This is a genomic window from Arthrobacter sp. ZGTC412 (assembly GCF_002929215.1).
In the GTDB taxonomy this organism is placed as follows: Bacteria; Actinomycetota; Actinomycetes; order Actinomycetales; family Micrococcaceae; genus Arthrobacter.
On sequence record NZ_PJII01000003.1, the window covers coordinates 1 to 20,976 of the forward strand.

Below are 20,976 nucleotides of genomic sequence, written 5' to 3' on the forward strand. Positions count from 1 at the left end.
AGTCAATTCAACCAATCACTAAAACAATTGGTATCAACAAACTTGGCACACTATTGAGTTCTCAAACAACAGACACACCCGGCACCACCACAACATCACAGTCATGAATCGCTCCGGAGCAACTTTCCAAACTTACCCGCTGGCTTCTCACTTGTCAAACCGGCGTCCGCGGCGATCTGCACCCTGAGGCTTGATTGTCGGTTTTTCCGTCTGACTCCGTGGAGCAGCGCGGAAATAAACTCTACCACCACTCTTCCGAGATGGCCAACCCGGCTTCGAGGCGCATCTCCGGCGGGCCGCGCAGGCTACGAAGAGGCCCGGAATCGCAAGGATTCCGGGCCTTTCCGAAGAAGACTGCCGCAGCAATCAGCTCGTGGCTGATGGTCCCGGCTTGAAGTAAGCAGCGCCGAGCGGCGGCAGCGTGACGCTCAGGGTGGCCGGCTGTCCGTCCTGTCCCTCATCCGTCGCCTTCAGCTCACCGCTGTTCAGCACACCTGAACCGCCGTACGTTGTGGCGTCGGTATTCAGTACTTCTGTCCAGGCACCTGCCTCCGGCACTCCCAACGTGTAACCGGCATGCGGCGCCCCGGAGAAGTTGATAGCGCAGACCAGCGGGTTGCCCTCCTTGTCCCAGCGGATGAACGACAGTACGTTGTTCTCTGCGTCTCCCCCGTTGATCCACTGGAAGCCGCCGGGTTCGTTGTCCCGTTCGTACATGGCCGGAGTGGATGCGTAGAGCTCATTGAGGCCCTTGGTCAGCAGCTGCAGTCCCTTGTGTGCGGGGATGTCGGCGAGCCACCAGTCGAGCCCGTGCTGCTCGGACCATTCCGCTTCCTGGCCGAACTCCGTACCCATAAAGATGAGCTGCTTGCCCGGGTGGGCCCACTGGTAGGCGAAGAAGGCACGCAGGTTGGCAAGCTGCTGCCAACGGTCGCCGGGCATCTTGCGGAGCATGGAACCCTTGCCGTGGACTACCTCGTCATGGCTGATGGGCAGCAGGAAGTTTTCCGTGAAGGCGTAAACCAGGGAGAACGTCACGGTGCCGTGGTGCCACTTGCGGTTGATCGGCTCCTCGGAGGCGTACTTCAAGGAGTCGTGCATCCAGCCCATGTTCCACTTCAGGCCAAAGCCCAGGCCGCCGTGGGCCGTGGGGGCGGTGACGCCGGGGAAGGCCGTTGATTCTTCGGCGATCATGACAGCACCGGGGTGTGTCTTGTACACCGTGGCGTTGACTTCCTGGAGGAAGGACATTGCTTCCAGGTTTTCCCTGCCGCCGAAGCGGTTGGGCCGCCACTGTCCCTCTTCGCGGGAGTAGTCCAGATACAGCATGGAGGCGACGGCATCCACGCGCAGGCCGTCGATGTGGAACTCGTCCAGCCAGTACAGGGCGTTGGCCACGAGGAAGTTGCGGACTTCGGTGCGGCCGAAGTCGAAGATCAGCGTGCCCCAGTCAGGGTGCTCACCGAGGGCCGGGTCAGCGTGCTCATACAGGGGCTCGCCGTCGAACTGGGCCAGAGCCCAGGCGTCCTTGGGGAAGTGCGCGGGCACCCAGTCCAGCAGGACCCCGATACCGGCCTGGTGGAGTGCGTCCACCAGGTACCGGAATTCGTCCGGGTGGCCGAACCGGGAGGTGGGGGCGAAGTACGAGGTGACCTGGTAGCCCCACGATCCGCCGAAGGGGTGCTCCGCCACCGGCATGAATTCCACGTGGGTGAAACCAAGCCACTTGACGTAGTCCACCAGTTCCTTGGCAAGTTCCCGGTAGCCGAGCCCCAGCTTCCATGAACCGAGGTGGACTTCGTAGACGCTCATGGCCGAGTTGTGCGGATCCCGCTTGGCCCGGGCCTCCATCCAATCGTCGTCCTTGAACGCGTATGAGGGCTCAACGACCCGTGAGGCCGTCAGCGGGGGAACCTCAGTTCCGAAGGCGAGCGGGTCAGCCTTCTCCACCCAGTGGCCTGACTTGGTCCTGATTTCGAATTTGTAGCACGCCCCTGCTACAACCCCGGGAACGAAGATTTCCCACACGCCGGAGGAGCCGAGGGAGCGGAGCGAGTTTTCGCGCCCGTCCCAGGCGTTGAAGTCACCGATGACACGCACAGCCTGGGCGTTGGGTGCCCAAACGGCAAAGGACACACCGTCCACGTCTCCCAGGGACGACTTGTAATGCTGGACGTGGGCGCCCAACACTTCCCATAGTTTTTCGTGCCGGCCTTCACCAATGAGGTGCAGGTCCACTTCACCGACGGTGGGCAGGTAGCGGTAAGGCTCGTCCACGGTGACTGGTTCAGCACCCGGGTAGGAAACGGCCAGGCGGTAGTCCGGAACGTGCCCCTGCTGCAGCGGCTCCAGAACAGCCGCCCACACGCCGTGGGCTTCATGTTCCATGGGGAATTCGCCGGCCGCGGTGATAACGGTGACGGCTTCGGCCAAATGCTTCACGGTACGGATGGTGACGTGCCCGTAGTCGTCCAGGTGCGCCCCCAGGATGGAATGGGGGGCGTGGTGTTCACCGTTCGCGATCTTGCCCAGAGTGCCTGCATCCACGTGCAGCGGCGCCCCCGGACGATCCGTTCGTGCTGAGCCTGTCATTTCAATACCTTCCGATGCTGCCCCGGCTTGGTCGCCGGCGCCGTTACCGCTGAGGAGCCGCCTGGAGGCGTCCACAGGGATCGCCAGCCAGTCCGGCCTGTTCCGCATTTCATAAACTACTTCGTACAGGGCCTTGTCCAGCCACAATGCCACAAACAGGGGCGATTCCCTGTTGACCGTACCCGGAGTGACCCCCGCATAACCGGCGAGGAACGCCTCGGCGCAGTCATCCACCCAGGAGGCCGGCACCTGGGCGCCTTCCTGCTCGCGCTGCGCAGCTCCTGCTGCGTAGTCGAAGGACCGCAGCATGCCCACGACGTCCCGCAGGGGAACATCAGGAACGTTCCGCTCGGCGATGGGGCGCAGCGGTTCGCCTTCGAAGTCGAGGATCGCCCACCGGGGCGGGTTTCCCGCCCGTCCGGGGACCTGAAGGATTTGGCCAAGGTGAAGGTCGCCGTGGATCCGCTGGAGCGGACCGGTTGATACGGCGTCGAGCCCGTTCAGCAGTTCGTCCAGCGCTGCCTCGTAGGGTCCGACGGCGGAGGCGGCTTCTGCCCAGGCCTGCCGGACGCGCTGGGCTACTGCAGGGGCAATCGCCTTTCCGGGTTCAGCTTCCGCTGTTTGCCCGAGCGCTTCGGCGAGCCGGCGGTGGACCGTGGCGGTGGCGGCGCCCAGGGCGCGGGCCTCGGCTGTGAAGTCCGTTCCGGACCGGGCCGCGTCAACAGCGAGGCGCCAGGCATCCCGTCCGCCAGCCAGGAACTCATGCGCCACCGCCAGCTCCCCCTGGACGTACCGCGAGCCAGAGCCCGGGCCGTCGGAAGTAGGACCGCCCTGTGTCAGCCATTCCCCGCGTACCCAGCCCAGGGTGGCCGGCACTTCGGTAGTGCCCGCTGACGTGAGGGCGGCACCCACCTCGACCTCGGGGTTGGTCCCATCCGACAGGACGCGGAAGAATTTCACGATGGCGGCCGATTCGCCGTCGTCCACGATCACGGAACTGTTGGACTGCTCACCTGATAGGACCTTCACCACTCCGCGGGCGGTGGGAAGGCGGTGGTTTCCCGGCGCGCGGAAGCCGGTGGCGGTGCCGTTGGGCGCCTTCTCGCCGTGGCGCATCAGGTCAAGCCAGCCGCCCACAAAATCGGGATCATGCACGGCATCGTAGACCCATGGCCTGGACGGATCCGTGCCCGCGGCCTCCCCCACCAGGGCGCGCTCCATGCCTGCAGCCGGCGCCGGCCTGAAGCTCAAGGGGACCTGGACGACGGCCGTGCGGCGGCCGCCGTCGGGTCCCTTGGTGGTCACTTTCAGGAGGAACACAGCGAGCGCGGCGTGGCCGGAAGGATCCTCCAGCCCCAGGCTGCCGGCCTGGGACAGCTCGAAGGCGGGCGTCTTTACGGGGAACCAGCGTTGCTTCGGAAGCCATTCCTGAAGCAGCGCGGTAAGGGCGGGGGTAAGGATGGGCTGGTTCATGTCAGTTCTCAATCGAGAGGATCGGCATTGCCTGCGTATAGGGGGACGAAGGATTGGACGCTGTCGACCTGATCCTCAGCCAGAAGAAATCGTGGCTTCCTAGGGTCAGCGTCAGCGTCCCGTCCTCGTTGATGCCAGGAAATGGCTGGCCGCCAAACACGTCACGGAGACCGCGCCCGCTGTAATCGGGGATGCGCAGCCTGGCGGCCACTGGATGCTGCGAGAGGTTAAAAGCACACAGAATGGATTCGCCGTCCACCCCCGCGGAGTTGCCGTTGGGCAACTCACGGAGGTACGCCAGCACGGCGTCATGGTCGGCCTCAACATGCTTGAAGGCACCGAGGCCGAAAGCGGGATGGTTCTTGCGGACGCTGAGGATCTGCCGCGTCCAGCGGAGCAGGGACCCCGAGTGGGCGGCCTCGGCTTCAACGTTCGCCATGTTGTAGCTGTAAACCAGCGACTGGATGACCGGCAGGTAGAGCTTGCCAGGGTCCGCATTGGAGAAGCCGGCATTCCGGTCGGGGTTCCACTGCATGGGGGTCCGGACCGCGTCCCGGTCCTCAAGCCAAATGTTGTCCCCCATGCCGATCTCGTCCCCGTAGTACAGGAACGGGCTGCCAGGAAGCGACAGCAGCAGGGCATTGATCAGTTCGATCTCCGCGCGGGAGTTATCCAGCAGGGGCGCGAGCCGGCGCCGGATGCCGATGTTGGCACGCATGCGGGGGTCCGGCGCGTACCAGCCAAGCATCGCCGCGCGATCGTCGGCCGTCACCATTTCGAGGGTCAGCTCGTCATGGTTCCGCAGGAAGGTGCCCCACTGGGCGCCGTCGGGAATGTCAGGCGTGTCCTGCATCGTCTCGATGATGGGCGCGGCCTTTTGGTCCCGGAGTGCGTAGTACAGCCGGGGCATGATCGGGAAGTGGAAGGCCATGTGGCACTCCGGTTCCTCGTCCGTCCCGAAGTACTCCACCACCTCGTTGGGTGGCTGGTTGGCCTCGGCAATAATCACGCGACCGGGGTAGCTTTCGTCCACCATGGCCCGGAGTTTCCGGAGGAAGTCATGCGTGGCGGGCAGGTTCTCGCAGTTGGTTCCCTCCTCCTCAAAGAGGTAGGGGATGGCGTCTGCGCGAAACCCGTCGATGCCCTGGTCCAGCCAGAACCGGACCACATCGAAGAGGGCGTCGATGACCTTGGGGTTCTCAAAGTTCAGGTCAGGCTGGTGGCCGAAGAACCGATGCCAGAAAAATTGCCGTCGGATGGGGTCGAAGGTCCAGTTCGATTCCTCGGTGTCCACGAAGATGATGCGGGCGTCCTGGTACTTCTCGTCCGTGTCGCTCCAGACGTAGAAGTCGCCGAAGGGCCCGTCCCGGTCCTTCCGCGACTCCTGGAACCAAGGGTGCTGGTCGGAGGTGTGGTTCAGGGGCAAGTCGATGATGACCCGCACTCCCCTGGCATGCGCCTCGGCAACCAGCCGCTTGAAGTCGGTGATGGTACCGAATTCATCCAGGACCGAGTTGTAGTCGGAGATGTCATAACCCCCGTCGCGCAGCGGCGACTGGAAGAAGGGCGGCAGCCAGAGGCAGTCCACCCCCAGCCACTGCAGGTAATCAAGCCTGTCGATGAGGCCCGAGAAGTCTCCCGAGCCGTCACCGTTGGCATCCGCAAAGGCTCTGACGAGGACCTCGTAGAACACGGCTTTCCGGTACCACAGCGGATCGTGCTGCAGGCCCGGCGCATTCAGTTCGAAGGTGCTCTTCGGCGTGAAATGCTGGCCCGAACTTTGCGGATTAAAACTCACTGATGAGTTCTCCTCACGCTCAGGATGTGTGCGGGCTCAACATGCGGATCGAGGCGGACGTAGTTGAACTCGCCCCACTCCCAGCTTTCACCGGAGATGAGGTCGTCAACGTGGAAGCCGCCGTTGGCCGTGAGGTCCTGGGGGTCCAGCTCGAGCGCAGCCAGATCCAGTGCGACACTGCATTCCTTGGTGACGTGCGGATCGACGTTGACCACCACAATGATGGTGTCCTTGGATCCGTCGGCGAGGGTCTTGTGCTTGGAGTACACCACTGTCGAATCATCAGTGCTGTGGTGCACCGTCAGGTTCTGCAGGTCCTGCAGCGCCGGGTGGGTGTGCCGCAACTCGTTCAGCCTGGTGATGTAGGGGGCGAGGGTCCGCCCGGACTGCGCTGCCGCGTCCCAGTCCCGTGCCTTGTATTCGAACTTCTCGTTGTCGATGTACTCCTCGGCCCCCGGCCGGGCAACGTGCTCGTAGAGTTCGTAGCCCGCGTAAACGCCCCACAGCGGGCTTGCCGTGGCGGCCAGGGCTGCCCTGATCTTGAACGCCGCCGGGCCGCCGAACTGGAGGTACTCGGTGAGGATGTCCGGGGTGTTGACAAAGAAGTTGGGCCGGAAGAAGGCCGGCGACTCGTGGCTGACCTCGTGGAAGTACTGCTCGATTTCCTTTTTGGTGTTGCGCCACGTGAAGTAGGTGTAGGACTGCTGGAAGCCGGCGCGGCCCAGCGCGTGCATCATGGCCGGGCGGGTGAAGGCCTCGGCGAGGAAGACGACCCCGGGAGCTTCCTTATTAACCTGCGCAATGAGCCATTCCCAGAACCACACGGGTTTGGTATGCGGGTTGTCCACGCGGAAGATCTTTACGCCGTGGCTGACCCAGAGCAGGACAATACGGAGAATTTCGTTTGAAAGCCCCTCGGGGTCGTTATCGAAATTAAGGGGATAAATGTCCTGGTACTTCTTGGGCGGGTTCTCCGCATAAGCGATGCTGCCATCCACCCGGGTAGTGAACCACTCGGGATTCGACTGGACCCAGGGGTGGTCCGGGGCAGCCTGCAGGGCCAGGTCCAAAGCCACTTCCAGGCCAAGTTCGTTGGCCCGTGCCACAAAGGCGTCAAAGTCGTCAAAGGTTCCAAGGTCAGGGTGGATGGCGTCGTGGCCGCCCTCCTTGGCGCCGATTGCCCACGGCGAGCCGGGATCGTTCGGGCCCGCGATTAAGGTGTTGTTGGGTCCCTTGCGGTGCTGGACACCGATGGGATGGATGGGCGGCATGTAAATGACGTCAAAGCCCATGGCGGCAACGGCGTCGAGCCGCTGCGCGGCGGTGCGGAAGTTTCCTGAGGTCCAGGTGCCCGTGTTGTGGTCAAGGACTGCACCTTCAGAACGGGGGAAGAACTCGTACCAGGCGCCGCGGCCGGCCAGGTCCCGCTCAACCAGAAGCGGGAACTGTTGGGATACGGTGACCAGCTCTCGGATGGGCTGGTGCGCGACAACCCCCGCCACCTCTTGGCTGAAGCCGGCCCCGAGTCGCTCCTCCGTGCTGAGGGAAGAATCGGCCAGCTTTTCGGCGGCCCCTCGGAGGACGCCCCTGTCCCACTCGCTGCGGGAGCCGTCGTCGGACGCTTCACGCAGCAGCGCAGCACCCTCGGCGAGCATCAGCTCGACGTCGATGCCGGCCGCCACCTTCACCTCGGCGTTGTGGTGCCAGGTGCCGTAGCGGTCGTGCCAGGCCTCAATGACGAAGGACCAGTTGCCGGAGTCCGACGGCGTGAGGACGCCTTCCCAGCGGTCGGTCCCCATACCGCGTTCCCCGCGAGGCGGGGCGAGCCTGACGCGCTGGCGTTCGGTGCCCTCCGGATCCAGGAGCACGGCACTGACCCCAAGCTGGTCATGCCCTTCCCGGAACGCGGTGGCCTCCACCACGATTCCCTCGCCAGGCAGGGCCTTGGCGGGAAACTTTCCACCCTCCACCACCGGCTGCACGGCCGTGATGGGGAAACGTCCAAACCGGAGGCCGTCCGTGATGGGGCCCTGCGGCTTTTTCTCTGATGCGGCAATGGTTCCTGAGTTAGTCGTCACAAGCTCGACGTTAGCGAGAAATGAGCCGGATTGCTAAGCCTGCGCACTAAATTCGTTGTGGCCCGTGTCATTTCCTTGACGCTGAGGGTCATTTACCCAAAAGACACGCAATCCTGGTTCCAGCTATGCATGTTGTCCGTTAGTGTGACGCAGGTGAAGGCAATCCGCAGGTTTACGGTCCGTACAGTCCTCCCCGAGCCCATCCGGCCGCTGGTCCGGCTGGCGAGTAATTTGCGCTGGTCCTGGCACCGCCCCACCCGGGAGCTTTTCGCCGGGCTGAACCCGCGGCTTTGGGTGGAAAGCGGTGAGGACCCTGTCGGTTTCCTGGGTTTGGTGAGCCGGGAAGAATTTCAGCAGCTTGCCGCGAACCAATCCGTGGTGGAACGGGTCCGCGCCGCCGAGGAGGACCTTGACCGGTACCTCGAGCAGCCCCGCTGGTACCAAGGCCTGGGCCCGGACGCGCCGGCGTCGATTGCCTACTTCTCCCCCGAATTCGGCATCACCGAAGTCCTCCCCCAGTACTCAGGCGGCCTGGGAATCCTGGCCGGCGACCACCTCAAGGCTGCCTCGGACCTGGGCGTGCCCCTGATCGGCGTTGGCCTTCTCTACCAGGCTGGATACTTCAAGCAGTCATTGTCCCGGGACGCCTGGCAGGAGGAAACCTACCCCGTCCTGGATCCGGACGGCCTGCCGCTCACCCTGCTCCGCGAGCCTTCCGGCGACGGCAACGGCCGACCGCTGCAGATCTCCCTGCCTCTCCCCAACAACCGCCGGCTGCTGGCACACATCTGGCGTGCCGACGTCGGACGCGTCCCGCTGCTGCTCCTGGACTCGAACGTCCCGGGCAACGATGAGGCCGCGCGCAGTATCACGGACCGTCTCTACGGCGGCGGCGGAGACCACCGGCTGCAGCAGGAGCTGCTGCTCGGCATGGGCGGGGTCAAGGCGCTGCGTGCCTTCCAGAAGCTCACCGGGACCGGCGCTCCGGAAGTGTTCCACACCAACGAAGGCCACGCAGGATTCCTGGGCATTGAGCGCATCCAGGAACTGATGTCCGGGGACGAGGCACTGACGTTCGACGAGGCTTTGGCCGTCGGCCGGGCCTCCACCGTTTTCACCACGCACACCCCCGTGCCTGCCGGCATCGACAGGTTTGAGATCTCCCAGATCCACCACTTTTTCCAGGCGGGGCTCGCCCCGGCTGTGCCCGTGGACCGGATCCTGGAGCTGGGCCGCGAGAATTACGCCGAGGGCAACCCCTCGGTGTTCAACATGGCCGTGATGGGCCTGCGGCTGGCGCAGCGGGCCAACGGCGTGGCCAAGCTGCACGGCGAAGTGTCCCGCGGGATGTTCTCTGCGCTGTGGCCCGGCTTCGACCACTCGGAAGTGCCCATCACCTCCGTGACCAACGGCGTGCACGTGCCCACCTGGGTGGACAGCCGCATCTCACAGTTCGCCCGGGACCATTTCGGCAGCGAAGCTGAAGCGAACGGCCGCTGGGACCTGGCCTATAACGTCAGCGACGCTGATGTGTGGGAGCTGCGCCGCGAGATGAGGACCGCCCTCGTTGAGGACGTCCGCCGCCGGCTGCGGGCTGCGTGGAAGAAACGCGGCGCCGCTGATGCCGGGCTGCGCTGGACGGACAAAGTGCTGGACCCGGACGTACTCACCATCGGGTTCGCCCGCCGCGTGCCCACCTACAAGCGCCTCACCCTGATGCTGCGCGAACCGGACCGGCTCAAGGCACTCCTCCTGCACAACGAGCATCCGATCCAGCTGGTGATTGCCGGCAAGTCCCACCCTGCGGACGACGCCGGTAAGAAGATGATCCAGGACCTTGTCCGTTTCACCGATGACCCTGAGGTCCGTCACCGCATCGTCTTCCTGCCCAACTACGACATCGCGATGGCACGGACGTTGTTCCCTGGCTGTGACGTGTGGCTGAACAATCCGCTCCGGCCGCTTGAGGCCTGCGGAACGTCCGGCATGAAGGCTGCGCTTAACGGTTCGCTGAACCTGTCCGTCCTGGACGGTTGGTGGGATGAGATGTACGACGGCGAGAACGGCTGGGCGATTCCCACGGCCAATAACGACGCATCCCCGGAGGAACGCGACGACATCGAAGCCGCCGCGCTCTACGAACTCCTGGAAACGCAGGTCGCCCCGCGGTTCTACGGCAGCACCGTTTCGGAAGCAGCCGGAGCTGCGGGTCCGTCGACGTCGGGCGCGGAGAAGGTGCCCACGCACTGGGTGTCCATGATCAAGCACACCCTTTCGCACCTCGGCCCGGCGGTTTCAGCCGAGCGCATGCTGCGCGACTACGTGAACATTCTCTACCGCCCGGCAGCGGAGGCGGGCCGGAGCGCCGGCGCCAACTCCTACTCCCAGGCGCGGCTGCTCGCAGCGTGGACGGCAAAGGTCCGTTCCGCCTGGCCGCAGGTGCACGTGGAGCACGTGGACTCGGTGGGAGTCTCCGAGGATCCGCAGATCGGTGACACGCTCCAGGTGAACGCGTACGTGGCGCTGAACAGCCTCACCCCTGATGACGTCAGCGTGGAGGTGGCCTACGGCAGGGCGGAGGAAAGCGACACCCTCACGGACATCACCGTGGTGGAACTCAAGGTCCAGGAAGACCTGGGCAGCGGCCGGCACCTGTTCAGCGGCTCCCTGGTGATCGACCGCTCAGGGTCCTTCGGCTACACCGTCCGCGTGTTGCCGAAGCATGATGCGCTGGCGTCGAAGGCCGAGCTGGGCCTGATCGTCAACGCATAACAGGCAGGGCCCGAACCACTGCAGGAGGACTCCATGAACGACCGGACTGTGGCTGACCTGATCGTGGAACGGCTCACAACGTGGGGCGTCAGCCGTGTGTTCGGGTACAGCGGCGACGGGATCAACGGGTTCATGGGTGCCCTCCGCCGTGCGGCGGGACGGGTTGAATTCGTTCAGGCCCGGCACGAGGAGACCGCTGCTTTTATGGCGGTGGGTCATGCGAAGTACACCGGCGGCGTGGGAGTGGTCACGTCCACGCAGGGGCCGGGCGCCGTGCACCTTCTTAATGGCCTTTACGACGCCAAGCTCGACGGCGTGCCTGTGGTGGCCATTGTGGGGCAGCAAAGCAGGACCGTTCTGGGCTCGGCGTATATGCAGGAGATCGAGCTGACCGTCCTGTTCAAGGACGTGGCAGCCCAGTTCGTGCAGCAGGTCAACGCCCCAGAGCAGCTTCCCATGGTGCTGGACCGCGCGTTCCGCACGGCCAAGGCCACCTCCTCGCCCTGCGTGGTAATCCTGCCGCACGATATCCAGTCCGCACCCGCACCGGAGCTGGAACAGGAACACGGCGTGGTGGTTACTGCACCGTCCTGGAGCACGTCCGCAAAGACACCTCGGGAGGAAGACCTGGACGCTGCGGCTGCGATCCTCAACAATGCGCAGCGGGTGGCGCTTCTCGTTGGCCAGGGCGCCCGGCACGCAGCCGCGGAAGTGGTGGCTGTGGCGGAGCAGCTGGGGGCGGGCATAGCCACGAGCCTCTTGGGCAAGCCTTATATAGACGAGACTTTGCCCTTCGCCGTGGGCACCATGGGACATCTGGGCACCACCGCCAGCGCCCATCTGCTGGGCAACTGCGATGCGCTGCTGATTGTGGGCTCGAACGATCCCTGGACCGAGTTTTATCCCCCGCCCGGAGCCGCCAGGGCCGTCCAGATCGATATCGACGAGCGGAAGATCGGCAACCGCTACCCCGTGGAAGTGGGGCTGGCAGGAGACGCCGCAAACGCCCTCCAGGCCCTTGGTTCGCGGCTCAATCAGCGGCCGCGCGGGCAATGGCGGGAGGACGTCGAACAGGAAGTTACGCGCTGGCGGGCCCTGGCCGAAGAACGCGCAGCGGTACCTGCCCGGCCAGTGAACCCGGAGCGCGTGGTGCGGGAGCTCAACGGCAGGCTTCCGGCCAACGCCCAGGTGAGTGTCGACGTCGGCAGTTGCGTCTACTGGTACGCCCGCCAGCTGATACTTCCGCCCGGCGTACCGGCCCACCTCTCAGGGACGCTGGCCAGCATGGGCTGCTCCATCCCGTACGGCATTGCGGCTAAGCTTGCCCACCCCGACCGGCCGCTGGTGGCACTGTCCGGGGACGGCGCCATGCAGATGTCCGGAATCGCGGAGCTGGTGACGGTGGCCCACCGCTGGCGGCAGTGGAAGGATCCGCGGTTCGTCGTCTGCGTCTTCAACAATCGGGAACTCACGGAAGTGACGTGGGAACAGCGCGAATCCGAGGGCGAGCCGCGGTTCCGGGACAGCCAGGAGCTCCCCGACTTCCCGTTCGCGGGGTACGCCGAACTGCTGGGACTCACAGGCATCCGGGTGGACGATCCCGAGCTTCTCGGCGATGCCTGGGAGCGGGCGTTCGCGGCTGACCGCCCGGTGGTGATCGAAGTGCTCACCGATCCGGAGGTTCCCCTCCTGCCGCCCTTCCCGGGAGGCCGGGAGAAGGCGGAGAGCATGCGCAAGGCCCTGGCGGAGGAGCCGGACGGCAGCCGGGCACTGGGCCTGCTGGAAACCTATACGGGGCATGAAGAACACCCCTAGGGCAGCTGCGGTGATTGTTAGAGCAGTACTGCGGTGACCGACAGGTCCTTGCCGGCGTAGCGCTCGGCGTCCTGGAGGATTTCGCAGATGACCCCGAATGACCGGTCAGCGCGGAAAGGCGCTGCGACCTGCCACAGCACCGTGACCGGCGGGTTGCCGTTGTCCGTGATGCTGCCCGCGAAGTCATGCAGGGAATCGTTCAAGGCATCAAGGTTGACTCCGTAGTGTTCGGGGAAGTTCAGGACCTCGCCAAAGGCTTCCAGGACTGCCTTCTTGCTGTCGGCGGCGGGAACCACCAGGCTGCGGCGGCCGGCATCGGCCACCTGTTCCTGCAGTTCTTCCAAGGTCCAGGTCTCGCCGGAGTAGATCTTCATTGGTGCCTAGCTGCCTTCTGCGATGAATCGAAACGTCTCGTAGTGGTCATCCGTGTAGTACTTCTCGCCGCCGTCGCCCGCCACAATGCGCCGCGCTCCCCGATCTGATTCTCCCGGCGTGGGCACCGTGTATTCCCGGTAGTAGCCCCGGTCCCGCCGCGGCAGGATCCGCTCGAAGTTCCCGAAGGTCTGGTCGTCCTGGCTGTAGCGGTACGGTCCCCCGGCACGAATGAGGGCGAGGGTCCTGCGGCCTTCAACCGGCAAGGCAGACTCGCGTACCTCCGGCAGGCCGGACGGGTTGACCTGTGCCTGGGGCTTCGGTGCGGAATCTGCCTTCCCGGGGCCGGCAGCAGCGGGCCCTGTTGCGGGGGAACTCGTTGCGGCACCCGGTGCAGGCGTGGCACTGGACCCAACCTCCGGCGTCGCACTCTCCGTCAGCTGGCCCAGGATCCCGGTGCCGCCAAAGGCGAGCAGCGCCAGCACCACGAGCGCAGTGAGCAGCAGGGGCAGGATATTGCGATTGCGCATTGAGTTGTTTCCCGGTGCTTCAGGTGCGGTAGATATTGACGGAGTTCGCCTCCACGAGGTCCTTCTCCCCCGCGGCCACCCTGCTGCCCTGGCGGAGTTCGTGCAGTGGCGTGGTGGTCAGGCGCAGCTCGAACTTCGTGTGCGGGGTGCCCTCGGAAAGGATCCGGGGCAGCGTGATGTGGACGTCGGAGGTGCTGCCGTTCACCACCACCAGGCCGGCCAGTGTCCCGTCGTCTGAACCGAGCAGGAGTTGCATCACTCGGTGCTGCGGATCGTTCCACCGTTCCATGGACATTGGCTCCCCGGCCTGGTCGAACCAGTACAGGTAGGACTGCTCATCCCGGACCGGGAAATCGTTGGGCTGCGCGGCGAGGAACTCCTTGCGCAGGCGGATGTACCGTTTGGTGGTCCGGAGCATCTCCGAGGACTCCGGGGTCCTGGTCCAGTCCAGCCAGGCGATGGCGTTGTCCTGGCAGTACGCGTTGTTGTTCCCCTGCTGGGTCCGCGCCAGTTCGTCTCCGGCCGTGATCATGGGGATGCCGATGGAAATCAGCAGGGAGGCCATGAGGTTGCGGCGGGACTGCGCGCGTTTGGCCAGGATGCCGCCGTCTTCGGTGGGGCCTTCAAAACCGTGGTTGTAGCTGCGGTTGTCGCCGTGGCCGTCCCGGTTCTGCTCACCGTTCGCCTCGTTGTGTTTGCGATCGTAGGAGACGAGGTCGTTCAGGGTGAAGCCGTCGTGGGCCGTGATGTAGTTGACCGAGGCAAGCCTGGTGCGGCCGGACGCCGCAAAGAGGGCTGCGGAACCGGACACCACATCCGCGAGCCTGGCCACGGATCCGCCTTGCCCGCCGGATTCAAGGGAAGCGCGGTCGGCCAGCCAGAATGAGCGCACGGCGTCACGGAAGTGGTCGTTCCAGTCCGCCCATCCGGCCGGAAAACGCCCGGTCTGCCAGCCGCCATAGCCAATATCCCAGGGTTCGGCGATCAGCTTCACGTCGGACAGGACGGGGTCCGCCGCAATGGCAGCCAGGAACGGGTGCCGGGGGTCGAACTCGTTGGCATCGTTGCGGCAGAGCGTCACGGCAAGGTCGAACCGGAAGCCGTCCACGTGGAACTCGTCCACCCAGTGGCGCAGGGAGTCGACCACCAGCTGGACCACCCGGGGCTCAGCAAAGTTCAGGCTGTTGCCGCAACCCGTGGTGTCCACGTACTTGCCGTTCCCGTCCGTCCGGTAGTACGTGTCCTCCCCCAGCCCGCGGAAGCTCAGGGCCTGCCCGTCCGGCCCGCCTTCTGCGGTGTGGTTGTACACAACGTCCAGGATGACTTCCAGCCCTGCGGCATGGAGCGCTTTGACCATTCCCTTGAACTCGTCCTGGATGGCCTGGGGTCCCGCTTCCTGGGCCGCTTTAGTGGCGTAGCCGGGGTGCGGGGCGAAAAAGGCTGCCGTGTTGTAACCCCAGTAGTTGGTCAGTCCCAGGTCCTGCAGGTGCGGCTCATCAAGGTGGAAGTGCACGGGCAACAGCTGGACGGCCGTGATTCCGAGGCTCTTCAGGTGTTCAATAATGGCTGGGTGCGCCATGCCGGCGTAGGTGCCCCGCAGCTCCCGGGGCAGGTCGGGGTGGAGCATGCTCTGGCCGCGGACGTGGGCCTCGTAGATGATGGTGTCGCGCCATTCCAGGCGGAGCCGCGCGTCCGATCCCCAGTCAAAGTCGCTGGCCATCCTGACACTGGTCAGGAATCCGTCGCGCTGGTCCACTGCCCGGCCGTAGGGGTCTAGCAGCAGCGGCTGGCCGCCGTCGTCGCTAACGTCCTGGGTGGGCACGGCAAGCGGCAACGACTGTTCGGTTGCTGCCGGGCGGAACCCGTACCGGGAGCCGTAAGGCAGGTGGTCCACGATTCCGTGATGGACGCCGTGGGTGACGTTGGGCAGCGCCTGTACGCTCCAGTCCTCGCCCGGGGCCCGATAGACGATTTCCAAACTTCGCACCCCGGGGGCGTAGCAGGCCACATTGGCGCGGGCGCCCGGCCTGGTCCCGTTTCCGGCTGGACCCGCGGCCACATCCGCGCGCGGGACAGTGACACCGAGTGGAAGGGCCGTTGAGGCGTCCGTGGTGGAAGCAGTGTCGAAGAGCGGCATAACCATCACCTAAAATATTAGCCGCCAAGGGCACATTGCCTGCCTACGCGCCGCAGTGGCGCCCAGGCAGGCCTGGAAACGGAACCTTGTTACTGTGCCGTGCTTATTTAGCCGCGCGCTGGCGGGATACTTCGTACAGCGAGATGCCCACTGCCATGGAGGCGTTGAGGGATTCCATTGCCGAGTCGATGGGGATCGAAACGATCTGGTCGCAGTTCTCCCGGACCAGGCGGCTGAGTCCCTTGCCTTCAGAGCCCACCACAATGCACACCGGTTCGGTGGCGAGGGTGAGGTCGGGAAGTGAAACGTCGCCGTCTCCGTCAAGGCCCAGGACAAAGATGCCCATGTTCTTGAACTGCTTCAGCGCACTGTTGAGGTTGGACGCGCGTGCCACCGGTACCCGGACCGCTGCCCCTGCGCTGGTTTTCCACGCGGAGGCGGTGACGCCCACCGAACGGCGTTCGGGGACAATCACGCCGTGGCCGCTGAAGGCGGAGACGGAGCGGATGATTGCACCCAAATTGCGGGGATCGGTGATGCCGTCCAGCGCCACGAAGAGTGGGGCGTTGGGGACGTGCCCCTTCTTCCACTTATCCACCGTTTCTTCGGCGAGGTCGTAGGCGTCCTGGTACTCGTACGGCGGGATCTGCAGGACCAGGCCCTGGTGGACGGCTTCGTCAGTCATCCGGTCCAGTTCGGGCTTGCCGGTTTCCAGCAGCGGGATGCCGCGTTCGGCGGCGATCTTCAGGGATTCCTTGACCCGGTCATCCATTTCGATGCGGATGGCGATGTGCAGGGCCTTGGCCGGGATGCCGGCCCGGAGCGCTTCAACCACGGAGTTCCGGCCCGTGACCACTTCCTCCGTAGCCCGCCCCTTGGGGCCGGACTTGGCTGCGCCGGCGCTGCGCGCGCCCGTGCCGCGCTTGGCCGCAGAACGCTCGGCGAGCTGCTTGGACTTGTGCGCTTTGTGGTAGGGACGGTCCTCCGCCTTGGGCGTGGGGCCCTTGCCTTCGAGGGCCTTGCGGCCGTGGCCACCGGTTCCGATGGTTGGGCCCTTCTTCGCTTTAACCGATCGGCGACCATTGTTGGCCATTGTGTTCCACCCTTGATTGTGTTGACTGAGTCTGCCTACCAGTCTACTGAATCAAGTAAAATCGCCTGACCCGGGATTGCCCGTGGAAAAAATTCCCCGTTCAGTCCCGCTTCAGGCTCCAGGTTGCGCCGTCCGGGCCATCCTCCACTACGACGCCGGCGGCAGCCAGGGTGTCCCGGATGGCGTCGGAGGCGGTCCAGTTTTTTTCGGCGCGGGCGGCGGCACGGGCTTGCAGCTGCGCCTGGACCAGGACCTCAAGAGCTGTCGCTTCCTTGCCGCTGCCGGAATCGGTGCCCGCCACGGCGTTGAGCCCAAGCACCTCGGCCATCATCACCACGGCGTACATTGCCTGGCGGCCGGCGTCGTCATCCCCTTCGGCCAGGGCGGTGTTCCCGGCGCGGACCGTCTCATGGAGCGCAGCCAGCGCACGCGGCACGTTGAGGTCGTCGTCCATGGCCTCGGCGAAAGTACGGACAGCGTCGGCCGATGAGCCGAAGTTGCCGGCGACAATGCTGACGTCGTTGCCAAATCGGGCTGAGGCTTTGGCGAGGAAACCGTCAATGCGTTCGACGGCGGCGGCGGCCTCCTGCAGGGACGTGGGCCGGTAGTCCAGGATGGAGCGGTAATGCGCCTGGCCGAGGTAGTAGCGGACCACCCTGGGTGGGGCAAGTTCGAGCATCTCGGCGGGACTGATGGTGTTCCCGATGGACTTGGACATCTTTTCGCCCTGGTACGTGACCATGCCGTTGTGCATCCAGAAGTTGGCGAACGGGTGGCCCGCGGCCTGGGATTGGGCCAGCTCGTTTTCATGGTGCGGGAACCTCAGGTCCAGCCCGCCGCCGTGGATATCAAACTCGGTGCCGAGGTATTTCGTGACCATGGCGGAGCATTCCAGGTGCCAGCCCGGTCGGCCCGCGCCCCACGGGGAAGCCCAGCTCGCGGTTGCCGGTTCGCCCTCCTTGGAACCCTTCCACAGCGCAAAGTCGCGGGGGTCCCTCTTCCCCCGGGGGTCGGCGTCGGGGGCTGCCTGCATGTCGTCAATGTTTTGCCTCGTCAGGGCGCCGTATTTGCTCCAGGACCGGACGTCGAAGTACACGTCACCTGACCCGTCCAGGGCGGGGTAGGCGTGCCCGCGGTCGATCAGTTGCTGGATGAGGGCATGCATTTCCGGAATGTGGCCGGTGGCGCGGGGTTCGTACGTTGGCCGGGAGACCCCAAGGGTGTCATACGCCTTCAGGAATTCCTGTTCGTAGCGGTATGCCAGGGCCCACCAGTCCTCCTGAACCACTTCGCCCGCCTCAGGCTTGAAGCCCGCCGCGAAGGATGCTTCCGACTTGGCGAGGATCTTGTCATCGATGTCAGTGACATTCCGGACTACCGTGACCCGAAAGCCCCGGTAGGTCAGCCAGCGGGTGAGCTGGTCAAAAGCGATGGCGGAGCGGATGTGGCCAACGTGGGGCATGCCCTGCACCGTGGCTCCGCAGTAGTAGAGGCTGGCCTTGCCCTCGATGAGGGGGACGAAGTTCCGGACTTCGGCGGAGGCAGTGTCATAGAAGCGCAGGGTCACCGCTCCAGATTAGCCGATGGGGCCGGAGGGGCTTGGATACACCAACGCCGTGGCCACCGCGGAGATGCCTTCGCCCCGTCCGGCGAACCCCAGGCCGTCGCTGGTGGTTGCTGTGACGCTGATGGGTGCGCCGGCGGCTTCGCTGAGGACCTGTTGCGATTCCTCCCGGCGGGGACCAAATTTGGGCCGGTTGGCGACGAACTGGACTGCGACGTTGCCGATCTCGAAGCCCGCTGCCCTCACGATTCGTGCGGCCTCGGTGAGGAGGGTGACCCCGGAGGCTCCGGCGAACTCAGGACGGCTGGTTCCGAAGTGGGTGCCAAGGTCGCCGATCCCGGCGGCAGAAAACAGGGCGTCAGCGGCCGCGTGGGCAACCGGGTCGCCGTCCGAGTGCCCGGCGAGGCCGCGCTCGCCTTCCCAAAAGAGCCCGCCGAGCCACAGCGGGCGCGGCGCGTCTTCCGGGGCGTAGGCGTGGACGTCAATGCCGATGCCGGTGCGGGGCAGGACAACGTTGATGTCTGCCATGGTCAGCCCTCCACCCAGCGGGCGCCCAGCGGCCCTTCGAGCAGTCCTTCGGCGAGGATCAGATCAAGCGGAGTGGTGATCTTCAATGACTGGCTGGAACCGCGGACGGCGTGGACCGGTGTGCCGAGCATCTCCACGAGCATGGCGTCGTCGGTAACGGCCGCGGACTGCTGCTGGTCCAGGGTCCGGGCCGCTTCATGCGCCTGCCGGAGGGTGCTGAGCCGGAAACCCTGGGGTGTCTGGACGGCGCGCAGGTCCTCGCGCGGCGCGGTCCCGGTGACGATTTCCGGGGCGAAGGTGCTGTCCTCCCCGGTGGTGGCGGCCACGGTTTTGACGGTATCCACGACGGCGACAGCAGGGATGACTGCCAAAGCTCCCGCCGCCAACGCGTCCACCACCCGGTGGAAAACCGCTTCGGGCGTCAGCGCCCGCGCAGCATCGTGCACCAGCACGGCGTCGATACCATCCATCAGCGCAGCCATGCCCGCACGGACGGACTCGGCCCGGGTGGCGCCGCCGTCGACAAAGGAAAGGAGGGGGCCGCCGTCGGCCAGTTCCTCCCGGAAGTCCTCGCACAGCTGCCGCAGGGCAGTGTCCGAGGCTGGGAGCGCGATGCACACCTGGCTGCTGACTCCGGACGCGACAATGCCCCGCAGGGCGTGCATCAGGATAGGTTCGCCGCCCAGCGGCACTGCTGCTTTGGGCATGCCGTAGCCGAGCCGTTGCCCGGAGCCGGCGGCCACCAGGATCACTGCCGTGACGGGGCGCGTGGGAGTTTCACTCATGCGGACTAGCCTACGTCCCAGCGGCCGGCCCCGCCCGGACCTGAATCCGGGCAAAAAGAAGCCCCGGCGGCACTTGGGTGCCACCGGGGTTCAATTCTTAGGAAGCCAGAACCTCGTCGAGAACGCTTGCAGCCTTCTCCTCGTCGGTCTTTTCAGCCAGGGCCAGTTCTGAAATCAGAATCTGCCGGGCTTTGGCCAGCATTCGCTTCTCGCCTGCGGAAAGGCCCCGATCGTGATCGCGGCGCCACAGGTCGCGGACGACCTCTGCCACTTTGATGACGTCACCGGAAGCAAGCTTCTCCAGATTTGCCTTGTACCTGCGTGACCAGTTGGTGGGTTCTTCGGTGAACTCGGCACGAAGCACATCAAACACGTGCTCCAGGCCTTCCTTGCCCACTACGTCCCGAACCCCAACAAGATCAACATTCTCTGCTGGAACTTCAATGGTCAGATCACCCTGAGCCACCTTGAGCTTGAGATACATTTTCTCTTCGCCCTTGATGGTGCGCATCTTGATTTCTTCAATCTTCGCAGCACCGTGGTGAGGGTAAACTACTGTCTCGCCGACCTCAAATACCATGTGGACATTTCCCCTTTCCCGCAGACCAGTTTATCACGATTCAGGCATATGACCGGCCGTGAAAAGGGCCGCGAACCGCGAAAATACGCGGAAAATCGGCACAATAGGCCCCCTTCACCCCCTTGACGAACGCGGATAATAGTGCATCGCGAGGGTGCTGCCAAGGGCGATATGACGGCGTCGAATCATGGTTTGCGGGGGTTTGCGGATAGGCTATGCCTGAATAATCTTTCAAACTCTCGAGGAGTACGTGACGTGCGTTTCACTGCGATGAACCGGGCCCGGCGCGCCAAACTGGCACTGACTGCGGGCGCTCTCGGCATTGGCCTGCTGACGGCGGGCTGCGGCTACATCACACCCCAGCAGACAAACCAGCAGTACTCCGCATCGGATGGCATCGTCGCCGACCTCGGTCCGCTCCAGCTGCGCAACATCCTCATTGTGTCCTCCGGGAAGGACCAGCCCGGCCGCGTCATCGGCGCGGTCTACAACTCGTCCTCGCAGGATGTGACCCTGAAGCTCAACGGCGCTGAAGGCTCGCAGACGGAAGTGCCGGTCAAGGCCAACTCCTACACCCTGCTGAACGAAACCTCGGATGAAGCGATCCTGAGCACCACGGGCGATATCCCTGGCTCACTCGTTGATGTCAAGATCAGCGAAAGCGGCACCAACATGAGCAACACCGTGAAGGTTCCGGTGCTGGATGCCACGCTGCCGGAGTACAAGGAATACCTGCCGGCAGGCAGCACTCCTTCGCCCACCACCTCTGCCACCCCGTCTCCTTCGGCTTCCGAAAGCGGCGCCGGAGCCGGCCACTAAGGCTGGCTGGTAAGCAACACGTACAAAAGGGAGGGGCCGG

14 protein-coding genes are annotated in these 20,976 nt (G+C 64.8%); 3 read left to right on the plus strand and 11 right to left on the minus strand.

Translation table 11 applies throughout. The features are described from left to right. Positions 1-366 precede the first annotated feature (366 nt). The 3 genes from CXQ88_RS04955 to CXQ88_RS04965 are packed head-to-tail and all read right to left on the minus strand — an operon-like array spanning position 367 to position 7,941. On the minus strand, positions 367-4,065 hold the full coding sequence (locus CXQ88_RS04955) for a 1,4-alpha-glucan branching enzyme (protein ID WP_104043075.1): 3,699 nt from the start codon (positions 4,063-4,065) through the stop codon (positions 367-369). 1 nt (position 4,066) lies between these two features. Continuing rightward, positions 4,067-5,863: a maltose alpha-D-glucosyltransferase gene (treS, locus tag CXQ88_RS04960; protein WP_104043076.1), complete on the minus strand. Its 1,797-nt coding sequence runs from the start codon at positions 5,861-5,863 to the stop codon at positions 4,067-4,069. Beyond that, on the minus strand, positions 5,860-7,941 hold the full coding sequence (locus CXQ88_RS04965; RefSeq protein ID WP_181037425.1) for an alpha-1,4-glucan--maltose-1-phosphate maltosyltransferase: 2,082 nt from the start codon (positions 7,939-7,941) through the stop codon (positions 5,860-5,862). Before CXQ88_RS04965 ends, treS begins: the two co-directional genes overlap by 4 nt. A 153-nt stretch (positions 7,942-8,094) precedes the next feature. Between CXQ88_RS04965 and glgP the strand changes: the two genes are divergently transcribed. Beyond that, positions 8,095-10,713, plus strand: coding sequence for an alpha-glucan family phosphorylase (gene glgP, locus CXQ88_RS04970; RefSeq protein WP_181037430.1), 2,619 nt, complete (start codon positions 8,095-8,097; stop codon positions 10,711-10,713). Positions 10,714-10,746: 33 nt separating this feature from the next. Further along, a complete protein-coding gene (locus CXQ88_RS04975; protein ID WP_104043077.1) occupies positions 10,747-12,528 on the plus strand; it encodes a thiamine pyrophosphate-requiring protein in 1,782 nt (593 codons plus the stop codon). Positions 12,529-12,545: 17 nt separating this feature from the next. Here CXQ88_RS04975 and CXQ88_RS04980 read toward each other — a convergent pair whose 3' ends face one another. The 8 genes from CXQ88_RS04980 to CXQ88_RS05015 all read right to left on the minus strand — a co-directional run bounded on the left by CXQ88_RS04980 (position 12,546) and on the right by CXQ88_RS05015 (position 20,117). Next, a complete protein-coding gene (locus tag CXQ88_RS04980; RefSeq protein ID WP_104043078.1) occupies positions 12,546-12,902 on the minus strand; it encodes a barstar family protein in 357 nt (118 codons plus the stop codon). 6 nt (positions 12,903-12,908) lie between these two features. Further along, positions 12,909-13,430, minus strand: coding sequence for a ribonuclease domain-containing protein (locus CXQ88_RS04985; RefSeq protein ID WP_104043079.1), 522 nt, complete (start codon positions 13,428-13,430; stop codon positions 12,909-12,911). Between the two features lie 19 nt (positions 13,431-13,449). Beyond that, positions 13,450-15,573, minus strand: a complete 2,124-nt coding sequence (glgX, locus tag CXQ88_RS04990) for a glycogen debranching protein GlgX (protein WP_104043080.1) — start codon at positions 15,571-15,573, stop codon at positions 13,450-13,452. Positions 15,574-15,670: 97 nt separating this feature from the next. Beyond that, positions 15,671-16,660: a 23S rRNA (guanosine(2251)-2'-O)-methyltransferase RlmB gene (gene rlmB, locus CXQ88_RS04995; protein ID WP_104043081.1), complete on the minus strand. Its 990-nt coding sequence runs from the start codon at positions 16,658-16,660 to the stop codon at positions 15,671-15,673. A gap of 100 nt (positions 16,661-16,760) precedes the next feature. Further along, positions 16,761-18,227, minus strand: a complete 1,467-nt coding sequence (gene cysS / locus CXQ88_RS05000; protein ID WP_104043082.1) for a cysteine--tRNA ligase — start codon at positions 18,225-18,227, stop codon at positions 16,761-16,763. A gap of 9 nt (positions 18,228-18,236) precedes the next feature. After that, positions 18,237-18,752 (minus strand): 2-C-methyl-D-erythritol 2,4-cyclodiphosphate synthase, encoded by a 516-nt coding sequence (ispF, locus tag CXQ88_RS05005; RefSeq protein WP_104043083.1) that lies wholly within the window; start codon positions 18,750-18,752, stop codon positions 18,237-18,239. A gap of 2 nt (positions 18,753-18,754) precedes the next feature. After that, positions 18,755-19,537: a 2-C-methyl-D-erythritol 4-phosphate cytidylyltransferase gene (gene ispD / locus CXQ88_RS05010; RefSeq protein WP_104043084.1), complete on the minus strand. Its 783-nt coding sequence runs from the start codon at positions 19,535-19,537 to the stop codon at positions 18,755-18,757. Positions 19,538-19,634: 97 nt separating this feature from the next. Then, positions 19,635-20,117, minus strand: a complete 483-nt coding sequence (locus tag CXQ88_RS05015; protein WP_011690592.1) for a CarD family transcriptional regulator — start codon at positions 20,115-20,117, stop codon at positions 19,635-19,637. A 270-nt stretch (positions 20,118-20,387) separates the two neighbouring features. Between CXQ88_RS05015 and CXQ88_RS05020 the strand changes: the two genes are divergently transcribed. After that, complete coding sequence (locus CXQ88_RS05020; RefSeq protein ID WP_104043085.1) at positions 20,388-20,936, plus strand: hypothetical protein; 549 nt, start codon at positions 20,388-20,390, stop codon at positions 20,934-20,936. The last annotated feature ends 40 nt before the right edge of the window (positions 20,937-20,976 follow it).

Bases quoted from the DNA above. Each gene is read 5' to 3' on its own strand.
- CXQ88_RS04955 (WP_104043075.1), bottom strand. From the start codon at position 4,065: ATGAACCAGCCCATCCTTACCCCCGCCCTTACCGCGCTGCTTCAGGAA.
- CXQ88_RS04975 (WP_104043077.1), top strand. From the start codon at position 10,747: ATGAACGACCGGACTGTGGCTGACCTGATCGTGGAACGGCTCACAACG.
- CXQ88_RS04980 (WP_104043078.1), bottom strand. From the start codon at position 12,902: ATGAAGATCTACTCCGGCGAGACCTGGACCTTGGAAGAACTGCAGGAA.
- CXQ88_RS04985 (WP_104043079.1), bottom strand. From the start codon at position 13,430: ATGCGCAATCGCAATATCCTGCCCCTGCTGCTCACTGCGCTCGTGGTG.
- glgX (WP_104043080.1), bottom strand. From the start codon at position 15,573: ATGGTTATGCCGCTCTTCGACACTGCTTCCACCACGGACGCCTCAACG.
- rlmB (WP_104043081.1), bottom strand. From the start codon at position 16,660: ATGGCCAACAATGGTCGCCGATCGGTTAAAGCGAAGAAGGGCCCAACC.
- ispF (WP_104043083.1), bottom strand. From the start codon at position 18,752: ATGGCAGACATCAACGTTGTCCTGCCCCGCACCGGCATCGGCATTGAC.
- ispD (WP_104043084.1), bottom strand. From the start codon at position 19,537: ATGAGTGAAACTCCCACGCGCCCCGTCACGGCAGTGATCCTGGTGGCC.
- CXQ88_RS05015 (WP_011690592.1), bottom strand. From the start codon at position 20,117: ATGGTATTTGAGGTCGGCGAGACAGTAGTTTACCCTCACCACGGTGCT.
- CXQ88_RS05020 (WP_104043085.1), top strand. From the start codon at position 20,388: ATGAACCGGGCCCGGCGCGCCAAACTGGCACTGACTGCGGGCGCTCTC.